Annotated in this window: 15 protein-coding genes and 5 pseudogenes; 11 read left to right on the forward strand and 9 right to left on the reverse strand. The window is 33.6% G+C overall.

Annotation, left to right across the window (positions count from 1 at the left end; translation table 11 throughout):
• Window positions 1-422: 422 nt before the first annotated feature.
• The 3 genes from splB to JFU20_RS30245 all read right to left on the reverse strand — a co-directional run bounded on the left by splB (window position 423) and on the right by JFU20_RS30245 (window position 2,059).
• Complete coding sequence (splB, locus tag JFU20_RS25655; protein WP_002165348.1) at window positions 423-1,451, reverse strand: spore photoproduct lyase; 1,029 nt, start codon at window positions 1,449-1,451, stop codon at window positions 423-425.
• The gene (locus tag JFU20_RS25660; protein WP_002014081.1) at window positions 1,448-1,711 is read right to left on the reverse strand and encodes a transcriptional regulator SplA; all 264 of its coding nucleotides are present in this window, start codon (window positions 1,709-1,711) and stop codon (window positions 1,448-1,450) included. Before JFU20_RS25660 ends, splB begins: the two co-directional genes overlap by 4 nt.
• Window positions 1,712-1,885: 174 nt before the next feature.
• Window positions 1,886-2,059 (reverse strand): hypothetical protein, encoded by a 174-nt coding sequence (locus JFU20_RS30245; RefSeq protein WP_000354585.1) that lies wholly within the window; start codon window positions 2,057-2,059, stop codon window positions 1,886-1,888.
• Between the two features lie 272 nt (window positions 2,060-2,331).
• Between JFU20_RS30245 and JFU20_RS25670 the strand changes: the two genes are divergently transcribed.
• Window positions 2,332-2,694: a carboxymuconolactone decarboxylase family protein gene (locus tag JFU20_RS25670; RefSeq protein ID WP_002014080.1), complete on the forward strand. Its 363-nt coding sequence runs from the start codon at window positions 2,332-2,334 to the stop codon at window positions 2,692-2,694.
• A gap of 311 nt (window positions 2,695-3,005) precedes the next feature.
• On the opposite strand, the pseudogene hfq reads toward JFU20_RS25670, so the two are convergent.
• Window positions 3,006-3,194: pseudogene (hfq, locus tag JFU20_RS25675) on the reverse strand (RNA chaperone Hfq).
• 1,120 nt (window positions 3,195-4,314) lie between these two features.
• Here hfq and JFU20_RS25680 point away from each other — a divergent pair.
• Window positions 4,315-5,033, forward strand: a pseudogene (locus JFU20_RS25680) (IS6 family transposase).
• A gap of 129 nt (window positions 5,034-5,162) precedes the next feature.
• Here JFU20_RS25680 and JFU20_RS25685 read toward each other — a convergent pair.
• Window positions 5,163-7,172, reverse strand: coding sequence for a serine hydrolase domain-containing protein (locus JFU20_RS25685; protein ID WP_201039013.1), 2,010 nt, complete (start codon window positions 7,170-7,172; stop codon window positions 5,163-5,165).
• 284 nt (window positions 7,173-7,456) lie between these two features.
• Here JFU20_RS25685 and JFU20_RS25690 point away from each other — a divergent pair, with 284 nt between their 5' ends.
• The 3 genes and pseudogenes from JFU20_RS25690 to JFU20_RS25700 all read left to right on the forward strand — a co-directional run.
• Window positions 7,457-8,047: a sensor domain-containing protein gene (locus tag JFU20_RS25690; RefSeq protein WP_002014076.1), complete on the forward strand. Its 591-nt coding sequence runs from the start codon at window positions 7,457-7,459 to the stop codon at window positions 8,045-8,047.
• 4 nt (window positions 8,048-8,051) lie between these two features.
• Complete coding sequence (locus JFU20_RS25695; protein ID WP_201039015.1) at window positions 8,052-9,842, forward strand: helix-turn-helix transcriptional regulator; 1,791 nt, start codon at window positions 8,052-8,054, stop codon at window positions 9,840-9,842.
• Window positions 9,843-10,201: 359 nt separating this feature from the next.
• Window positions 10,202-10,328: pseudogene (locus tag JFU20_RS25700) on the forward strand (IS6 family transposase); the annotation flags it as partial.
• 146 nt (window positions 10,329-10,474) lie between these two features.
• On the opposite strand, the gene JFU20_RS25705 reads toward JFU20_RS25700, so the two are convergent.
• A complete protein-coding gene (locus tag JFU20_RS25705) occupies window positions 10,475-11,731 on the reverse strand; it encodes an ATP-binding protein (RefSeq protein WP_002014074.1) in 1,257 nt (418 codons plus the stop codon).
• Window positions 11,732-12,764: 1,033 nt separating this feature from the next.
• On the opposite strand from JFU20_RS25705, the gene JFU20_RS25710 reads away from it, so the two are divergent.
• Together JFU20_RS25710 and JFU20_RS25715 are read left to right on the forward strand one after the other, a co-directional pair.
• Window positions 12,765-16,046, forward strand: a complete 3,282-nt coding sequence (locus JFU20_RS25710) for a VaFE repeat-containing surface-anchored protein (protein ID WP_002014071.1) — start codon at window positions 12,765-12,767, stop codon at window positions 16,044-16,046.
• 602 nt (window positions 16,047-16,648) lie between these two features.
• Window positions 16,649-17,281, forward strand: a complete 633-nt coding sequence (locus JFU20_RS25715) for a hypothetical protein (protein ID WP_201039017.1) — start codon at window positions 16,649-16,651, stop codon at window positions 17,279-17,281.
• Between the two features lie 177 nt (window positions 17,282-17,458).
• Here the strand turns inward: JFU20_RS25715 and JFU20_RS25720 are convergent, their stop codons facing one another.
• The gene (locus tag JFU20_RS25720; protein WP_002165351.1) at window positions 17,459-17,713 is read right to left on the reverse strand and encodes a SunI/YnzG family protein; all 255 of its coding nucleotides are present in this window, start codon (window positions 17,711-17,713) and stop codon (window positions 17,459-17,461) included.
• Between the two features lie 244 nt (window positions 17,714-17,957).
• Here JFU20_RS25720 and JFU20_RS25725 point away from each other — a divergent pair, with 244 nt between their 5' ends.
• On the forward strand, window positions 17,958-18,701 hold the full coding sequence (locus tag JFU20_RS25725; RefSeq protein WP_033710159.1) for a M15 family metallopeptidase: 744 nt from the start codon (window positions 17,958-17,960) through the stop codon (window positions 18,699-18,701).
• A gap of 1,400 nt (window positions 18,702-20,101) precedes the next feature.
• Here JFU20_RS25725 and JFU20_RS30250 read toward each other — a convergent pair.
• Complete coding sequence (locus JFU20_RS30250; protein ID WP_002142559.1) at window positions 20,102-20,398, reverse strand: hypothetical protein; 297 nt, start codon at window positions 20,396-20,398, stop codon at window positions 20,102-20,104.
• 129 nt (window positions 20,399-20,527) lie between these two features.
• Between JFU20_RS30250 and JFU20_RS30255 the strand changes: the two are divergent.
• The 3 genes and pseudogenes from JFU20_RS30255 to JFU20_RS25735 all read left to right on the forward strand — a co-directional run.
• Window positions 20,528-20,596 (forward strand): annotated as a pseudogene (locus tag JFU20_RS30255) (Holliday junction resolvase RecU); the annotation flags it as partial.
• A pseudogene (locus tag JFU20_RS25730) lies at window positions 20,589-20,948 on the forward strand (recombinase family protein); the annotation flags it as partial. The pseudogenes JFU20_RS30255 and JFU20_RS25730, both read left to right, overlap by 8 nt.
• Before the next feature lie 61 nt (window positions 20,949-21,009).
• Window positions 21,010-21,381: a hypothetical protein gene (locus JFU20_RS25735; protein WP_002165354.1), complete on the forward strand. Its 372-nt coding sequence runs from the start codon at window positions 21,010-21,012 to the stop codon at window positions 21,379-21,381.
• Between the two features lie 68 nt (window positions 21,382-21,449).
• On the opposite strand, the gene JFU20_RS25740 is transcribed toward JFU20_RS25735, so the two are convergent.
• Window positions 21,450-21,656 (reverse strand): hypothetical protein, encoded by a 207-nt coding sequence (locus JFU20_RS25740; protein WP_000834521.1) that lies wholly within the window; start codon window positions 21,654-21,656, stop codon window positions 21,450-21,452.
• Window positions 21,657-21,738 lie beyond the last annotated feature (82 nt).

The raw sequence follows: 21,738 nt of genomic DNA on the forward strand, positions 1-21,738 counted from the left end.
ATATAGTTATTTGGAATGTACATATAGTTATACGTAACTATTAATCGTAAGAATAACCCTCTTCTTAAATATTATTCTCCATCATTTTTTTTATTGGCTCAATTATGAATTAATGTATAATTTACATATAATAAAGAAAAAAGCACCTACTATTATAGGTACTTTATTGTATCTGACTAATTGTGTATCTGGTTGCAATTGCGATTGCCCTTAAAAGTAATATGCCAGCTATTACTTCTCCTGGTGTTGTCCAATTAAACATACCTTTCAAACCCTGCTCTAACAATACAGAAAACATTTTGAATTTATTTTATATTAATGTTTCATTTTTATTCATTATTGTACAGAATGGGGTAGCACCATATGTCCATCAAGATAATTTGTGAAAGCCCCATAACGATTCCAACATATTTTTTCGTTTTTTATGTGAAATATTCTAATTTTGCATTAGGAAAGAACTGTTTCATATAGGAATACAGATGATTTTTTATATCCTCTTCTTCTTCTTTTTGATAAATGTATTTTCCGATTCCATATTTCCCCCATTTATATCTTCTTTTCTCTTCATCTAATTCTAATTTTGTCATCGGGTAGTTTTTTTCAATCACTCTTTTAGCTGGCTTTGTAAAACGATGTTGAATAAATTCGAATGTAATATCATCCCGTGCGTCAAGAGGTAATTCAGCATTCAGGCGTTCAAACATATGATAGTATCCATCCTGCCAGCCTTCATGAAGATATATAGGCGCTACAATGAAACCAAGTGGATATCCTGCTCTAGCTACTTTTCCTGCTGCCTCAATTCGTTTCGCTAAGGGAGAAGTTCCTGGTTCAAAGCTTTTAATCACATAATCAGCGTTTACACTAAAACGAAATCTTGTTTTTCCATTATGTTTAGCATCAAGTAAATGATCTACATGGTGGAATTTCGTAACAAACCTCAATTTCCCATATTCAGATTCTCCAAAATGCTCGATGGCCCGTTTAAGGGTATGCGTTAAATAATCGATTCCTACAATATCCGAAGTACACGACGCTTCAAATCTTGTTACTTCAGGTTCACGCTCCTTCATATATTTGTCAGCAGCATCTAAAATTTCTTCAACATTTACATACGTTCGTATATAAGGCTTACTACCCATCGTTGTTTGTAAATAACAATAATGACAATGTCCCATACAGCCCGTTGCAAAAGGAATTGCATATTCCGCTGAAGGCTTGGAAGTATCAAATTTCAGAGTTTTTCTAACACCAACAACAAGCGTAGATTTGGCTACTCGATACTTTTGAAAATCGTTATCGCCTGGCAAATCTCTTACTTGATTATGGGAAGTAGTATGTCGAATTTCAACATCCATCTTTGAAAACTTCTCAAAAAGTTCTTTCCCCAAAGGATAATCTAATGCTTTAGGTTCAAAATATACAAGCTTAGGCATAAATGGCTTATTCATTCCAATATCCCCTCTGAAATATCACCATAATAGTAAGTGTACGCTTGGTTTGCCTCATCTTCTGTAGCATATACAGCCATCTCATTTGTTAGTGGATAATATGTTTCGTAAAGAAATAGTGCTAATTCATTAGGCCTTTCAGGATTATTTACAACTGCTGCAGCTTGTATATTAGCTACATCCTGCGTGTGAGGATTTCGATAAAAAATATAGACAATGTCACCAGCATTATACGTGTTACTTTCAGAAGAAAATTCCATTCCATCACCATCTCATTTCATATAATTCAATGCGCAAAGCTTTACTTTATAGTTTTCCTGTAGTGTAACTATTTAATTTCATTGATAAGATTACGTCATACAAATATACTTTGAAATATGAATAATAATTGCACTACCAAAAAGGCAAGCATATATCAATGCTTGCCTTTCGTTCTAACGACGATGTTCAACAAGATCAATTACACCTAAAACCACGTGAGCTAAACCAAAACCAAATACTGTATTTGCAATCATTTTATTAGTTCCACGAGTTTGTTTAAGAGCATAACCTGCTGCTGTCACTGCTGTACCTAGAGCTGTTGGAATTAATCCTTCACGAATGTCCACAGTGATGCCTCCTTGTATCGTAGTTAGTAAATTCGTTTCAATGCTTTGAAGTAAAGCATTGAAACAAGTATTAGTATTTTTCTTTTTAGTAAAATTATGTGGAGTTTTCATGAATAAATCTTTCGGAGTCAGTACAGCAATAGAGATTGAAGAAAAATATAATTCACTTTTCTTTTTAACCTGTTTTCTATTACCAATTATGATTAATCAAAATTGTTTAGGCCCATACTAATCTGTGTTTAATACATGATAGATATGGAGCTGAATATAAGATGGAACATAAAGGTAGAAATTCAATAGAAGATGCACTACTTCAGTACAAATATGGTTTGGGAGTATTTGCTGAGAAGATGCCGAAGCTTACTGAACAATTTAATTCATTTACGGAAGAGTGCTTTAAAGATGGTGCACTATCAAAAAAGCAAAAACAATTGATTGCATTAGGTATTAGTCTTTATTCTCAGGATGAGTATTGTATTATATATCATACAAAGGGATGTATCGATCAAGGAGCTTCTGAACAAGAAATCCTAGAAAGCATTGGTGTAACGGCAGCATTTGGCTGTGGCCCTACCATGAGTCAAGCAGTCACACTTGTTCAAAAATGTATAGAAGAATTAAAGAACATGAATTAATTAGAATAGGATCGCTTGCATGAAAGTTTAGATCTTTCATTTTTGAATTCGTAATACAAAAATGAGCATCCCTATAACGAGGATGCTGCAAAAGGAAAGAACAAATATATAATTATAAAAAGAATTAATCATATTATAATTTAATAATGAGATGGATAATATCGAGAAAATTATGAAACAATTGAATGCTCCTATATAATTGATTAAGAGTTGGAGTAGTATTCTGTCATTTGTCCCTTTTTTAAAGAAGATTGGTCTCAATCTTCTTTTTTCTGTTTTTGTCTCTCTTCCCTCCAAAAGAAGAAGAGGAATTACTTAATAATTGTGGAAATCGCTTGTTTGTAAACCAGTTGTTGCTTACCATGAACCATCACAAGGACAGTGAATTTATCTGTTGAGAGGATTTGTCCACGTATGGGAACACCACTTTTCAAAAATATAGTGCAGTCCCTTTTTTAAAATTTAAATTGTTCATACGTATCTTCTTGTAAGTTATACATGAAAATCGCTCTCTATTTATATATATTGCCCTTTTAATCCTTCCTGCTATATAACTATCGTATCATATTTAAATCAAAATACCGCTCTAGCTACATTTTTCGTAATAAATTTATCGGAAATACAGAAAGAATATTATCGTTTTTAAACGTGGATTTAATTTTTTATAAACGATAATGATGTTATTGTAGTAACAAATAAAAGGAAAATATGAACTGTAGCAAATATCATCAAAGATTAAAATGGATAGCGTTAATCGGTTTATTTGACTATTTATTCCTAGAAAGAGTACGGTCTAAAGGTACTCTTTTTTCATTTTAATTAGCTTGTCATCACTTAAAGGAATATGCATATATTATGTATGTGAGGCTTTTTCACTCATATGATCCTCCCTAAAAAGAGTACTTGTGTACGGTGCTCTTTTTTGGCACCTAAAAATTTTTTCAACATCCGACATATAGAATTAATAAATTGTATTTTGTATTATATAAGTAACTTCAACGCAAACTTTACTATTAATTTTATTCCTGAAAGGGCCTACCCTTACAACAGGCCCTTTTTAAAGAAAGATTCTACTTACTAAAATAGAATTTTATAAAACATTTCATATATTCAAAAACACACATGCAATATAGGGTACCCTTTACCAGTAAGATTAACTTCGTTTTAGGAGAGCTTAAAAGCAAGTAATTCTTTTTATTCACTTTATTAGCTAACATACATAGGAAATATTGCTGTCACATTTTCACTTTTTAATATGAGGCTTGGTCAAGAATGCTTTCCCGGGCGTTCTCTTTCTGTTAAATATGGATTTTATTTAAAAACATATATACTCCAAGTACTCATATACTCCTATAGGTGTTGTTATTAGCGTATGGAGTGCTCTGGTCAAGCACTCCTATTTTTACGCTTACTAAACGGGGTCACCATATCATTTCAGGAGAATTTTATATTTAGACATATTCTTGATACAAAATAACCGATTCCCTGTACGATTTAGGAATCGGTTATTTATTTTATATTAGATGATATGGTTCTGGTGCAAAAACTTTGAAGTATATGAAAATGGTCTATTAAACTTGGACATACTGATACTAGCACCCTAAAAAGGATGTGATTGGTATGGAAAATCAAAATCAAAATCAAAATCTATTCAAGTGGAAACATTATCAACCGGATATTATTTTATTAACCGTGAGATGGTACCTACGGTACAACCTCAGTTTTCGTGATTTAGTCGAAATGATGGAAGAACGTGGGCTATCTCTTGCTCATACAACTATCATGCGAGGGGCTCATCAATATGGTCCCGAATTAGATAAGCGCGTACGATGTCATCTTAAATCAACCAATGATTCTTGGCGAGTCGATGAGACGTATGTGAAAGTCAAAGGTCGATGGATGTACCTATATCGTGCTGTTGATTCAAAAAGAAATACAATTGATTTTCATTTAAGCAAAATAAGAGATCATAGGGCTGCAAAGCTTTTTTTAAGAAAGCTTTGCGGCCTTTTCATATTCCAAAGCCCCGTGTGATTACAGTAGACAAAAATCCGGCCTATCCTATAGCGATTGAAGAGTTAAAGAAAGAGAAAAAGATGCCTGTGGGCATCCCAATAAGGCATATGAAATACCTTAATAACATTGTAGAGCAAGATCATCGTTTTATTAAAAAGAGAGTTCGTTCAATGTTGGGATTGAAATCTTTTCGTACAGCTAAATCTATTCTTTCAGGAATAGAAGCGATGCATATCATTAAAAAAGGCCAACTTATTTTACGGGACAAGTCTGTCCAAAATGAAATGAAGTTTATTCATCAACTATTCGGAATGGCTACATAAGAATAGATTCCAGTAGGAATCTATATGCCTCTTTCAAATAGATGCAATCTTTGCACCAGAACCCTTTATCTTTATGCTGATGGGATACCCCCCCTAAACATTTGCCATGATTCATGCTTAGATGAATGCTTACTTCTGTTTAATAGGCAGTGCATAATAGCCAAAAGCCAAATCGAGCAAGGCGCTCGCTTCTTGACGTAGTAACAGATCCTTCGGACGGAAGGTAAAAGATCCGTCAGTGTTGATGGTAGTATCAGGGTCTATGATGCCTTGTGAGGCAAGGGATTGAATGGACTGGACCGCCCAGGCATCCGCAGTTTCGAGCAATTTCACATGATTGGCTTGGTCAGGTTGAATCTGCTTCAAGTTTTGAATCATGGTTGCTGCAACTTGTCTGCTAATCGGAGTCGCGCGGTCATATCCTGGTATACCTGCTATAAATTGCTTCTTAATCCCTTCGGCTTGACCCGGGAAAATGTTCCATCCATGTGCCAACAACAAGGCATCCGTAAATTCTCCTTGTGTCATCGTGCCCATCGGATCGAATAGATTATCCGCTTTAGCATCCATGATGTTTAAAGCATGAAGATTGTCGATATGGCTTCTATAGTTACTCTTTTGCGGGACGTCTGCAAAAGGTCGTTTGATATTGATTTTCTGAGATTGAGCAACAATGCCTAGGCCTTTAGGACTGGTGTAATAAAAATATGCGATTTCTCCGGCCGCATTTTTTTGGAAAGCAATCTTATTTCCTTCTGGATCCTCAAACAACAAAGGGTGAATCATTTTAAGGACTTGTTTGCCAGCTGTTTCATCTTCCATGACCAACGTTCCATTCTCATAGGTAAAGTGGGTACGAATCGCAAACGCACGTGTGTTTTGGTACATGCCCAAGTATTTTTGGGCTTCTTTTTCCTCTAACGAGAGATATACTGTTTTCTCCGCCTTGGGAGCAGGGAAATAATGGTCCATGAACGCTTCATACACTTCTCGACTCATCATAGAATCATTATTGTAAGACATGAAGAATGCAGTTTTTTGCTCAGGTATCAAAACCATCAATGCAGAATGTCCTGGCATATTCCCGCCCTTTAATACGACATGTTGACCGTTAGCAAGGTCATTGAAATATGTTTCAAATCCAACTGTCGCAATAGGAATCGTCTTATCTGCGAAAACTTGGTAGGCATGCATCATATCCATGCTTTTTTTACTTGCGATTTCTTTACCTTCAAACTTTCCATTCTGTAGCTGCATAATCATGTACTTTGACATGTCTTCCCCGGTGGACAAAATGCTTCCTTGTGGTCCATCAGTTGGAGCGTGCCCATTTGTTGGATGAGGATCGCCAGTGGGACCGTAATGTGTAGCCATTCTTTTGAGAAGGTCAGGCGTAAAGCGCACACTTGTAGACTTCATGCCTAATGGTTTGAAAATATTCTTTTCCATATATCGTGAGAAAGATGTGCCTGTAACATTCTCCACTGCAAATCCTGCGAGTAAAAATGCAAAGTTGTCATACGTATAAGTTTCACCGGGCGGCCGTACCACTGTCGGCATATGTTTAGGTAGAAACTCCCTAATAGATATATTTTGATTTACATATTCAGGCCCGATTAGCGTGGTGATATCGGGCAGGTCTACGCCGCTGGTATAGGTCAACATATCAAACAGGGTGAGGGGTTTTCCTGTTTTATTGGGGATTTTCAATCCACCGAGATATTGTTGTACATCTTGATCTAGTTTAAGCTTTCCTTTATCAACTTGTTGCATCACGGCCAAGGCGGTAAAAGTTTTCGAGACTGAAGCGATTTGAAAGACCGTGTCCTTATTGACGGGAATCTTCTTTTCTTTATCTGCATAACCATACCCTTTATTGACGACGACCTTTCCATCATGAACGACGAAAAAACTTGAACCGTTCACATTGTACTTCTTCATTTTTTCTTCGAATAACGGATCAGCAAAAGATTCTACTTCTTTTTTGTTATTAGGTGCTTTCGTCATTTTGATATTGGTTGCAAGTGTTGATGACTTTGATTTTCCAACTTCTAATGATTGTTGGGAACATGCAGAAATCATGCTTGTAGAAGTGAGCAGAATTGCGACGAGCCCCAGTTTATTGATTGCTTTTTTCATTTTTGTACACTCCTTTATGAGATTGAAGATTTCTTGTTTGCACAACGAGTTGTCAGCTCGTTAGTGTATGAACCGAGTGTAGCAAGTAGCAAGTCATAGTAACTAGTGACCTTTCGTCATATTCATGCATGACATAAAAAATAGAGCGTAGTACGGCTAGTTTTATACCCACGACCTACAAGTTATGACATTTTGACACTACTGTGTGTGACAGATGAAAAGTTAGAATCGAAGGGCGACTCATAGGGTATTAGCAAAGAAAAGAAAATGGAGGAGAGAATCTAATGACAAAAGAATCGGTTCAAAAAAGCTTGCAAGATTTCTACTTTTTGTTGTTTACCTTTGGATCTGGATTATTTTACTTTTTCTTTTATTTGGTCAGTATGACATTTGCATTGGTGCTGACGGTTATCTTCATAGGTATTCCTTTGTTGGCATGGGTGCTGCAAACAACTCACACGTTTGTCCAGTATGAACGCATTCAGACGAAAGCTTATACGGGTATATCGATAGAGCCAATCTTGCCAATGACAAAAAATGAAGGGGATAAATGGATTAAAGCGAGAGAGGCAATTCTTAATAGTAGCAATTGGAGAGCTATTTTTTGGCTCATGCAAAAATCTTTTGTTGGAGTGATTAGCCTTATATGTGCCGTTATATTGTACGTAGCTCCGTTTGCATTTACCTTAACACCATTTCTTTTTCAATATTTTGATATATACTTATTGGGAATTGTTGTGAATTCATGGCAGAAGGCTATTTTTGTCATGATTGTTGGGTGTATTCTCATCTGGATATGTATTTGTATTGGAAACAGCTTAGTTCGAACAATTGGAATGTACACGCGTTCCATGTTTAAAGCTATTAAGGGGTGATAATTTGTTTAAGACCTTGAAACTATGGCTCTGGTATGATTGGGTATTACTTTGTATACGCTTTATCATTTGGCTATCATTGATGGTAACGACTATCCAACACCGAGACCATTTGACTATACCGCTTTGGATCATTATCCTTTGGGAAGTCACTTCATTTTCAATACCATGGATTTGTTTAATGTTCAGTTATCGCTATTATCTATTTACTGAGATAATTTTATTTGGCGGAGTATGCTTCTACTTAACTTTATTATTTCCGTCAGCGTACCTTGCTTTTTTAATGCCGACTTTTATGATTGCGGCAAATAGTGCTCATAAATCATACCGTTGGTCGGCTTCTATCACAATTGTTTTATTTCCGTTGCTCATTGCAATATTTTCCCATGGAATAGATGTATGGGTGATTATTCTACAAATCGGTCTGGCTTTTGCTGTGGGTTCTTCCTTTCGTTTACTAGTTGTCAATTACCGTCAAAGTGAAACGATTCGGAACCAAAAGCATGTATTGGAACAGTACGTATCTCAAGTTGAGCGGATTACTTTACTGGAGGAACGTGACAGGATCTCAAAAGATTTACATGATACGATGGGGCATTCTTATACCTCAATTATTATGGGGATGGAAACATTACGTACGGAATTAAAGACTAAAGAAGGAGAGCAAAAGCTCGACTCATTATTACAATTGGCCCGTAACAGTATGGAAGAAGTAAGAATGTATTTACATCAGATGGACTTACCACAAGAATCGCTTGCTTTAACTCTCACATTACAACAATTGACAGAGGAATTTGAGAAGCATGCAAAAGTAAATGTACGTACTCGAATAATAGGAGAAGAGTATACGGTCTCCAAGCAATCAAAACTGACAATGTACCGGAGTTTACAGGAATCATTAACAAATGCGGTTCGCCATGGACACTCCACCGAAATCATTGTGTCACTTCATTTTGAGCCGCAACAGATAAGATTGGATGTGCAGGATAATGGCTGCGGGGTAGAGGAATGGAAGGATGGCTTCGGATTAAATGCGATGAAAGAGCGCGTGAGTCAGTTACAAGGGAGAGTTATTGTTTACTCCAAAAAAGGAGAAGGGACGTTAATTTCATGTGCGTTACCGAGACTTGTACAATTGTCCAATGAACCAATCCGCTTGTGTATCGTCGATGATCATTCTTTTATTCGAGAAAGTCTTCATACAATTTTGGATGGACAGGATGGCTTGCAAGTAGTGGGAATGGCTGAAGATGGAGAACAGGCTGTAGAATTGTGTGAAAGACTGAAACCAGATTTAGTATTAATGGATTTAGAGATGTCCAATCTGAATGGGATTCGTGCGACCAAAATAATTAAGGGGAAATGGCCAGAAATTCGTGTCCTCATTCTTTCAACGTTTCAGGATACCAAAAGGGCGAAGGAAATCATACGAAATGGAGCTGACGGTTATTTGCTGAAATCCATAGATTCTCGTGAACTAGCTGAATCGATTCGCCTCATCTATCGGGGAGGCACGATGATTGACCAAGATTTGTTCCATAAGATGTGGGATGGAAATGATGAGGAAGAGTCAGTCGAATTGAAGTCAGATGGAAAAGAGTATGGCTTAACGAAACGCGAGTTAGAGGTTTTGAATCTTTTGTCTCAAGGAATCCGTTATAAAACAATTGCTTCGAAACTTTACTTATCAAATGGCACAGTTAGAAATTATGCCTCTACTCTTTATGACAAGCTAGAAGTCAAAAATCGAGAAGAAGCCGTGCAAAAAGCAAGAGATACAGGATTACTCTCGTAAGAGGGAGTGCTGTCATCTGCTAGGGGTACGTGAATAATTCGAGGTTTCGGGGACCACACTTCAAAAAATGTAATTTGAATGTCTGTTATAGGCGATTTTATAGATTCTATAAATAATGTTTAATTTTCGATAAAGACAATCATATAAAACCCAACATAATCGATCTTATGTCGGGTTTTATAGTGAACATTAGCTTTGTAACCCTTATACATGGAATTAATTTAAAGGATGGCCCCCATACCCCGAATCGGTCACATACCTAAATAGGGTTCTGGTGCAAAAACTTAAGGATAATTGCAATGAATCTATAAATCTTGGACATACTGTTACTATTACTTTAGAAAGGGTGCGTGATTGGTATGGAAAAGGGAAATGTATTCAAATGGAAGCATTATCAACCAGACATCATCTTGTTAACGGTACAACCTTAGTTTTCGTGATTTGGTGGAAATGCTAGAAGAACGGGGTTTATCGATTTCTGATACGATTCCGTTAGGAATATATGTGCTTTATTCTACTGTATTTTATTTTTGCACCAGAACCATATAAAAAGAGGACGAATAGTTACGTCTTCTTTTTATATGGTTATATTAGCTACAAAATAATATCATTTAAATAAATCTTCTATTATATTAGCAGGGGATAGTGATAGAAAAGTGTGTTCCTTTTCCTAGTTCACTTTCTATCTCTATATCTCCGTTTAATTCTTTAATAATACTGTACGCAATCATAGTACCAAGCCCAGTACCTTTTTCTGTTGTTGAATAAAATGGCAAGGCAATACGTTTTATTTGTTGGGAAGACATTCCTATTCCTGTATCAATAATATCAATTACAATATTACCTTTTATTTTTTGTATATTTATTTGTAATACGCCACCATTTTTCATAGCTTCAATTCCATTTTGTATGATGTTGGTTAGACATATTTTAAATTTTTCAGTATTAGCATTTATGTAAAGGGAATCTGTTGTAATATGCTGTTTTATTTCAACATTATATGAAAGAGCGAGTGGTGAAATATTATCTTTCACTTGATTTAATATGTAATTAATATCTAGTTCCTCTTTTATAATGTTTTGTGGTTTGGTTAAAGATAAATAGTTATTAATAGTAGATTGTATTTGCTGCATTTCAAGTAACATAATTTCTAAGTACTTATCTTGAGACATCTTAGCACTCTCATCTTCATTTAGTAATTGAGTGAATCCACGTACCGTGGTCAGTGGATTATGAATTTCATGCGCGATCGATGCAGCTAGTTCGCTAGCTATATAAAATTTTTCTGCTCTTTGCATTCTTTCTTTTATTTTATATTTCTCGATCATTCCTTCTATTAAATAAACTGATAATAATACTGTGAAAATATTTATGATTATATAATTGAATAAAAATTCAATGAGAGTAGAGTCAATTTTACCACCTGTATTTATTTGCGTTACAATACCGCAGATAGAAAGGGAAGTTGTACATATCAAAATAAGTAGAATACTTAATAATATCTTCTTTTCCTTGAAATAAGTAGGTGACAAGTAACGAAACATGATTGTAATAACAGAAATAATAGTAAAGATAATAAATGATGGGAAGACTCCGCTTCCACCTAAGTAAAATCTATAAGAAAGATATAAAACTCCAATACAAATAATGCTCTTTGTATTTCCATATAGAAAAACTAATATAATGGGAATAAAACGTAAATCATAAATGAACCCAGCGTGTAAATGAAAAGGAAAAGTCATACAAAAAATAATTGCAATGGAGGAAAGTACAGAAATTAATATATTATTACATGCCATTTTTTCTTTATGTTCTAGCCAAAATACTTGGTAACTAAGGATACAAATAATAATAATAAATGTATTTAATAATAGTGTAGGAATTCCCATAGTTTATACCTCTCTGAGAGTTTGTAAGTAGGATTATGTATGTGTTTAATCTAGGTGTTTGATTTTATTAGATTTTCTATCTTTAAAAAAGAAAAGGAAGGGCACTTGAAAAAGTGCTTTTTTACCATGTATATTAAAATCGATGAGGAAGATAGAAATAAAAAGTTACTTTTACTTATGAACAAAAAAATTGAAAGTAGCCCTTGTATAGGTAAAAGATGAAGCAAATTACTGAAATAGTTACGTTTCTCTGGAGTGAATATTCCGAAAAAACATTGTGTATGGCGAAATCCATTTTATAACCTTCGCCATATTAACATGCAACTTATTAAATTACAAAGAAAAAATTAAAAATTATTATTTTTTTGTTATTTTAATTTATTTAAAAACGTAAAAGTATTCAAGAGATTACCATTGAGATGCTAGGGTACTTAGACCAATATTCGAACTTAGTAATAACGTTGTTACTTTTTTACTAATATTCTTAATACTAATTTTAGTAGAGTTAATTAATTGATCGAAAGTTCTGATAATTATCTAAGTACCCTTTTTTTATATCATTTTATATTAAATACAATGATATTTATTGTCACATAATAATGCAAATTTCCAGTAAACTAATAGAAAAAATCCTATAAAAACATAATTTACTATCTTTTATATAAACATTGCAGGTGTAAATGCAATAAAATTTCATTATTAATACATATATTCAATCTGAAAATATTTGTTTACATATTAAAATATCTTTGTAGTGGTCCTTCATGCCAAGAATCGTTTCCGTACTCCAACTACCGTTATTCTAGTATTTTACCAAATTTCTTATTTTGTTAAGGTATCCTAATATTGTTACTTTTGTGAAATGGAATGTTTTAATATTATAATTTATAGTGGTTGTTGAGAAAATAAATAATTTGTAAAAATAATATAATATTTGTAACTTTATGTCTTATAATATGAAATATCTTCGTTGTGATTATTTTAAATATTTGAATAATACATCGGGTTCATTTTATCTAGGGAGGTTTTAAAATTGGGGAGAAGAGTTGTTAAAAGAGTTTTTGCATTATTATCAGTACTAGCATTATTCTTTAATGTGTTTCTACCGAAGGCAAATGCGGAGGTTATGACGCATGAAAAGTATTCAATGAACTGGAGTTATAGCAACAGTTTAGGTAAGTACATTCGAACTGAAATTATTAAAAATTCAAGCGGTCAAATTGCTTATTGTTTAACTCTTGGCTTAAAATCACCAAATGGTGAAGATCTTCCTGAAATGGGGAAAACAGATAATGTAGTATATAGGGTTCTATTAAATGGTTTCCCACAAAAAAGTATAGAACAACTGGGAGTAGCTAATAAGAATGAAGCACATTATGCAACTCAGCTTGCGGTTTGGAATGCATTAGGTCAACTTGATGTAAATGAATTAAACCATGAAAATAAAAATGTTGAAAAAGCGGCTAAGACAATTATTAATGCTGCAAATACAAGTGAAGATACTCAAGATATTTTTATGAATGTGATTCCTGCTGAAAAGCAAAAGGCAGAATTAAAGGGTGAGTTTTTTGAAACAAACCTATACACAGTACAAACAAATGCTAAGAGTGGTTCTTATAAAGTAGTAGCGAAAAATGCACCTAATGGAGTTAAAATTGTTAGTGAAAATGGAGAAGTGAAAGATCAGCTTTCACTTGGGGAAAAATTCCGTATCCAAATTCCTAAAGATACAAAAACAGGTGAATTTAATCTAAGTGTTGCTGCAAATTTAACTAAAGTTCAAGCAATTGCTTATCGCGGTACTGATACTGTTCAGAATGCTACAGTGCTACTAGAAAGAAATGAGGAAAAGCTTAGTAGTGACCTTGCAGTAAATTGGGAAGCTGCTGGTTCTTTAAAAATTAAAAAGGTTGGGGAAAATGGAGAAATATTAGCTGGTGCAGTATTTGAAGTCTTTAATGCAAATAATGAATCAGTTGGAAAAATCACGACGGGTGCTGATGGTACTGCAGAATTAAATAACCTACCAATTGGTACCTACACAGTAAAAGAAATTAAAGCACCAACAGGTTATGTTTCAGGTGATAAACCACAAACTATTGAAGTTAAGACAGGGGAAATAGGAGCTGTTCAAGTAGTAAACAACAAAGTAAAAGGTAACATCGAAATAAAAAAACTTAGTGATTCAGGTAAGATGTTACCTAATGTTGAATTCACGGTCTTTACTGAAGATGGAAAAGAAGTGAAAAAAGTAGTAACAAAAGAAAATGGAATTGCAAATGTTGATGGTCTTACGTATGGTAAATATTATTTCTTAGAGACAAAAACACCTAATGGATATATTGGAAATAAAACAAAGTATCCTTTTGAAATTAAAGAGCACAATAAAACACTTACTTTTACAGTGGAAAATACAGAAGTGAAAGGTAGTGTGAAATTACTAAAAGTAGATAATGAAGATATCAGTAAAAAATTAGAAGGTGCAGTATTCGAGCTAAAAGATGCAAGCGGGAAAGTAATTGGGGAATATAAGACAGATAAAAATGGTGAAGTTAACGTCAAAGATTTAGCGTATGGTAAATATTCATTTGTAGAAAAGGCTTCTCCAAATGGTTACGTTCTTATTACAGAACCAATTGTGTTCGAAATAAAGGAACACGGAAAAATTATTGAGCTATTAGCAGTTAATCATCTTATCAAAGGTGATCTAGAAATTACAAAAGTTGATGTAGCTGATGGAAACAATAAGCTTCCGAATGCAGAGTTTACTATTTATAATGAAGCAGGAAAAGAAGTAGTTAAAGGGAAAACAGACGATAAAGGTATCGCGAAGTTTGAAAAGTTACCATTTGGAAAATACACATATAAAGAAACTGTTGCACCAAAAGGTTATGTATTGAATGAAGAAATATTCTCTTTTGAGATCAAAGAGAATGGTCAAATCATTAAACATATTGTCAAAGATGAAAAGATTCCATCAGTAAAAACAACAGCTACTGATAAAACCGATGGTACAAAAGAAATGCACACTTCTAAGTCTGTAACAATCCAAGATAAAGTGGAATACAAAGACCTACAAGTGGGTAAAGAGTACACTTTAAAAGGTAAATTAATGGATAAAGAGACTAATAAACCATTAGTTGTAAATGGTAAAGAAGTAACTGCTGAAACTAAGTTTACACCAAAAGAAGCAAACGGTTCTATTACACTAGATTTCACTTTTGATGCAACTGGTTTAGAAGAAAAAGAAGTAGTAGTATTCGAAGAGTTACTGAAAGACGGAAAAGTTGTTACTACACATGCTGATATCAATGATAAAGGTCAAACAGTTAAGTTCGTTAAGCCATCAGTAAAAACAACTGCTACAAACAAAGCTGATGGTGGAAAAGAGATTCATTCAAAGGATTCTATCACTATTCAAGATAAAGTAGAGTATACTAACTTAGTTGTTGGTAAAGAGTACACTGTAAAAGGTAAATTAATGAACAAAGCTATTAACAAACCATTATTAATTGATGGTAAAGAAATAACAGCAGAGACTAAGTTCATTGCAAAAGAAAAGAATGGTTTTGTAACATTAGACTTTACTTTCGTTGGTGCTGAACAGCAAGGAAGAGAAGTAGTTGTGTTTGAAGACTTATTGCATGAAGGTCAAGTAATTGCAACTCACACTGACATTAACGATGTAGGTCAAACAGTTCGATTTGTAGAGCCTTCTATTAAAACGACAGCTACAAACAAAGCTGATGGTTCTAAAGAGTTAGACGCTTCTAAATCTGTAACAATCCAAGATAAAGTGGAATACAAAGACTTAATCGTGGGTAAAGAGTACGTTGTAAAAGGCAAACTAATGGATAAAGCAACAAAAAAACCATTATTAGTTGATGATAAAGAAGTAACAGTAGAATCTAAGTTTACTGCAAAAGAAAAAAATGGTTCTATCACATTAGATTTCACATTTAATGCTTCTGCATTACAAGGTAAAGAAGTAGTAGTATTTGAAGAACTGTATCAAGATAATATCTTAGTAGCTATTCACGCTGAATTTGAAGATAAGGGACAAACAGTGAAATTCAAAGAGGTAAAACCGGAACAACCTAAACCAGAACAGCCGAATCAAGATAAAAATACTCCAACATCAGAGCAACCTAAAGAGCAAGTAAAAGAGCAACCACAACCTAAGAAAGAAATTCAATCTAAAATTGGATGGTTACCGCAAACAGGCGCTGACCTTACAAGTTGGATCTCTATGGCTGCAGGTGCATTATTGTTAATTGTTGGTGGAGTGATTTTCCTAAAACGTAAAAATGCATAAAAATTTAAAAATAAGCACATCTGTTTTTTTACAAGATGTGCTTATTTTTTATGTTAATAATTTAGTCCTATTTACAGTATTTTAATCTATTTGCTTATTTTTGAGTTGTTGTAATAATTCCCTGTTTTCTTTTCCTTAGCTTCCAAAGTGTCAGCTTCTAAATTCACTGTGAGACAAAATCCCTTAGCTATTTCAAAAGGTCTCATAGAGAACTGGGGGATATAATGCTCTTTTTTTACAAACTGTGTTTTTTCTGCCGTGATAAAGCAACAAATCCTTTCCTGTTATCTCTATGAAGATAATTTTACCAAAAAAATAAAGTATTAGCCTTTTAATTTTGTATTTACTATAACGCTCTTGCATTTTTGTGTTCTAACGAGGATTTCATTATAAATAGTAGGTCTTTTAATTACCTTATCAAGTTATTTTTTGTTAGTTAGAAACGGGCATAAGAAAATTACATAGATATATTGCGAAAATGTAGTATGCAGGATTGCATGAATAAAATGGTTGCAATTTCGACCAACCTGTAACTATAATTGTTACAGGTTGGTCGATACCAATCAAACAAATACAATCATCATGAATGGAGATGTTATAGAATGGGTATGAAAAAATTAATTTTAGCAGGTGCTTTAGGGTTCGCAGCATTATCAGGAACGAATCTACCAGGATTAGAAGCAACAAAAGCGAGTGCAGCTTCTATTGAAACGAATTTCTCGACATTAGAAGGACACGTTGTAGAAGTGGATCATGGTGTGATTGTTGTGAAATCTAAACAATACGAAGAACCTGTTAGTGTGTATATAGAAAATCTTTCGAATGTGAAAGTAGGAGACGAAGTAAAAGCGACTGGATCTATGATGCGTAATTTTACGGAATATATGGTTGCAACAGAAGTTGAAAATAATACAAACAAATTAGGTATGCATTTGAAAGAAAATGGCTCAACTGATTATGTGATTGGTGAAGTATCAGAAGTAGGTATGATGGAAGACCGTGCTACTAAATATGTCGTTGTTGAGTATCCATCACTAAATGGGGAGAAAGACATTATTGACGTGTTCTTAACAAAGGGACAAGTATTTAAAACAGGTGAGAAAGTTAAAATTGATATGAAGTATGTAGGTTGGGGCGGCATTTCTATTAATTACAACACAGTTGATCATATCGAAAAAGTACATGAGGTAAACAATAACACTCAAAATAATGATGATGTGTGGATTTGGTCTTAATAAGATTAGTAATATTAGAATCAAAACAGTAAGACGTACTTATGTTGTAAAAGCTATACTGAAGTGAGTATGGATTATAAAATTTATTTCGAATAAAGCAAAGGAGAGGAGTCTATTCTATGACTTCTCTCCTTTGCTTTATTCGAACTTTGTTTGAGTCTATTTATATGACCATATTTAAGCAAGAATAGCTTTTAAAATCGACACTTTGTTTGTAGTAAATAATACATAATTTTGTTTTACAGTTCTAATTAATATACGATCAGTTGTCCCATATGCTGTTCCGATACGGATTGCACTTGGTTCTTCAACACCCGCATAGGTAGCATCTTCGGTAACCTCAATCACATCACGTAATGGAATCGTGACCTCCGCAAATTGCCATGAAATAATTAACTCTTCTTTTGTTTTTTTGACATCAATACCTAGCATTATACCAAGACCTTTCTATAATAGAATGCTACACTTCTTATCTTATTATACAAATTTTTAGATTATTTTTCTACATGTATGAATAGAGCTGATATTTTAAGGGTGCCAAAAGAAAGGGAAGATATACTATCAATCTATTAAGGAATACGTTATGAAGAAAAGTTCACAGGGAATTAATATGGATTTGATATGGTTGAAGTATGATGAATGAGTAACAGTAGGAGTTGCAGGAAGGAAATGAATGATGAGACTTAAATTAGTAGGAACCTTAACTTGTATAGTAGTAATGTTAGGTATCTTTATCATTTACACCAATATATCTATTGGTAAAGAACCATATAAGACAAACCATGAAACTAGTGAAAACTCCATAAATAAAGAAAAAAATAGTAAGAAAAATGGGACTTCAAATAAGATAGCAAGTTCCTTTGCTAGTATACAGGCTGTAGTAAATAAGGAATATGGTTTACCCGAAGACTATATGCCAGAGGATTTAGTTGTACCAAATGTACCGTTCTCATTTAGTGGAACGGTAGAAAAGAGTCATCTTCGTAAAGAAGCAGCGGAAGCGTTAGAAAAACTATTCCTTTTAGCTAAGCAAGATGGGATCCAGTTGAATGCTGTTTCAGGATTTCGTTCCTATGAGTATCAAAAAGGTCTGTATGCCAACAATGTTAAAAAGAAAGGGCAAGAGCATACGGATCGCTTCTCTGCAAAGCCAGGGCATAGTGAACATCAAACAGGGTTAACGATGGATGTTTCTTCTAAAAGTGCGAACAATGAACTAGAGCTATCCTTTGCGAATACGAAGGAAGGAAAATGGCTGAAAGAAAACGCGCATCGTGCAGGGTTTATCATTCGTTATCCTAAGGGGAAGGAAAGTATTACGGGTTATGCATATGAACCTTGGCATATTCGCTATGTAGGAGATATTGCTGAAAATATATATAAGGAAAAACTGACTTTAGAAGAATATATGAATCTGTGAAAATAGAATTGAAGAGTTAAACTGTATTCATTGTTTATGAATGCTACTTTTTCTATTAAAAAGCCTAATTTCTCAATGTTTTATAGAGAAATTAGGTTTTTTTCATCACTTCATTAGAGTTTTTTAGGCTTCGTTCGTTGGTATACTTCACACAATATTATAAAGGAAATAGAACTTACTGAAGATAACATATGAATGTTTTATAAATGTATCAAAAAAGTGAACAAAATCGTTATTTTGCACAACAAGGTAGTCAGCTTAATGAAATAACTGCTTGTAAAAAAAGAAGCCCTACAGGAAATATTACAGGGCTTCACCAAGTTGAGTTATGTCGTATTCACAAGAGATTTTAACATGATATTTGTGTTGAATAAACTGGTAAATGTGTCCAAGTAATTTGGAGCTATTTTATAAAAAAAGAGAAGCGCTTAATCAGGACGCTCCTCTTAATGCCAATACACAATAACTATCCCATTATACTGTATAAGCGTAAAATATTTAACAATTATCTTCATGGTAAATATTTCATTTTGTCTTAGTACCTTTAAATCACGAAAAAAGGTTCCGCTGTTTCCAACAGAACCTTTCCTAAAATGGCAAAGAGTAACTCTTACCTTACTCTTTGTTTATATACTATAAGATTGTTAACGAAAATCCAAGACTCCTGATATTGAGAAATAAAGAAGAATCATTATAAAAAATTTTATCTTTTTTCATAAATAAAAGAGCAGCTAGCAAAAACTAACTGCTCAATACAAGGAGATACAGAGAAAACTAAATGGATTTTGGCATACAGCCTATCAACATTATGGACATAATATTGATTTTTATTCGAAGGAATTCATGTTTTACAAATCAGATTATGATAGTCGATATTTTCCATATTGACCAGAAAAGAACCAAGAATTCTAGTGAAATTCCAAGTGTTCTTTTCCTAGTTTTTTGAAATTCTTTTACTAAATAGCCAATAGCGCTAATTGCTAGAAGAATGAAAAGAATAAGTTCTAGTGTAACTGGCATTTGATCTACTCCTAATCTATTATTTTAATTTAGTATATAACGATTATAAGATATTTTTTGTGGTTAGTGGTGAGAAATTAAACAAAACCATCTCTTTACGAAAAAAGGTTCTGTTGTTTCCAACAGAACCTTTCCTAAAATGGCAAAGAGTAACTCTTACCTTACTCTTTGTTCATATACTACAGGAGTTTTATTGAAAATCCAAGGCTCCTTATATTGAGAAATAAAGAAGAATCATTCTAAAGAATCTTATCTTTGTTATAAATATAAGAGCAGTTAGCAAAAACTAACTGCTCATCTCCAAGGGGGAACAAGGAGAAAAATCTAATGTCATCTATATTATTGACGGAATATTGAGTTTTACTCATAAAAAACTACGTTTAACTTAATGCATAACCCACAATCAAAGTTAGTGTTAAAAACACTGATAATAACAATGTTAGTAAGACTGTTGCTACACTCCTAAGCATCGCAATCCAATTATTCATCTTAGAAAATCCTATAATGCCAGCAAAAAAAGTTCCTATTGTTAAAACTAGTAATATAAATAAAGGGTGAATGTGTAATGAATCCGTGAAAAATTTGAATAATTCAAGTGGAATTTCAAAATATAAACGGAATAGTCCAACGCAAATCAAAGAGCATATAAAGGACCATAGATTGAGGTTATGCTTCATAGCTTTCTCCTATGTTTTCAAAATAGTTTTACTCAATTTTAATGGGAAATGAAGGAAAAAGATAGAGGTTATAAATTAGAATTAATTTTTTAACAAAATAATCCTTTTAATAGAAAGCGAGGAATAACAATGGGACTCGGAAACCGTGGGATGGCATTTGAAATGCTTATCAATCTAGCGAATGAAATGTATCATAGAAACAATTAAAGAAAAAGGCGCTTCTATTAAGTCGTTAAAAGACAATTGGCTTGATACTACAAGCGATAATCCATACAGCACTTTCCTACTCACTGTAATGGCTGGTGTTAATCAGTTAGAACGTGACCTAATTCGAATGCGGCAACGAGAAGGTATTGAACTAGCTAAAGAGCGTGGTGTTTATAAAGGGCGCCCTAAGAAGTACGATGATGATAATCCTAATATGGAACATGCTTTAGATCTGCTTGCAAACCGAAAGGAAAACAAGCTTACAGTAAAGAAGATATGTGAAGTTACAGGTGTAAGCCGCACGGTTCTTTATGAGAGAGCAAAAGAAAAGGGAGTTATGTAGATTTTAAAGCAGCGAATCCGCTGCTTTTTTATTTTATCAAATAAATTGTTTTTGAGTAGAAATGAAAATAGGGGTTTGCCTTAAACATTTATTATTAATCAAGAATATGAGTATAGAAACAGGTCTAATTTTTATAATGGTGGAGGTGATTGTTGTGGACATAACTCAAAGTGTGGTAAGAATAGTGGTTAATGGGAAAGACCTTCCGTTCACTTCAGTTCAAACCTCTGCATGGAATCATGGACCTGTAAATGATTTAATCGTTTCGACGAATCAGAGAGTGAATGAGCTTTATCAATTCATGTGGTCACAAGTACCAGTTACGATCTCGGTGTATTTTCTTCAAGGGGCGGACTTAATGAGATTCGCTAGGATCGCTGGAATTAATGAACGTGTAACGGGAGAATATATATATCATTTCATTTGGGGATAAGAAGAATTCAAAGTAGCTTAACAGCTGCTTTTTTATTTTGCATAGAAAAAGGAACCATAATAGGCTCCTTAATTTGATTCAGAAGTTGTGTAGTTTTTCTTGATGATATCTTTTATGTTGATAATTAAGGATATAAGGAATCCAGCAGCTAGGATACCGTTTACCCAGTAATATGTATTCCCGGATGTAAATTTATTATAAAAGGAATCGATATTATAATACACTAAGCCTGCTGAAATGACGGTAGAGATTACTAACGTACCAAAACTTTTCATGACGCTGCCCTCCGATTCTGAAATTTTAGACTTTTAATACAATTATACATTTAAATAAAAAGGTTTACAAAGGAATTACCAT

This window comes from Bacillus sp. TH30 (genome assembly GCF_016650875.1).
GTDB lineage: Bacteria > Bacillota > Bacilli > Bacillales > Bacillaceae_G > Bacillus_A > Bacillus_A mycoides.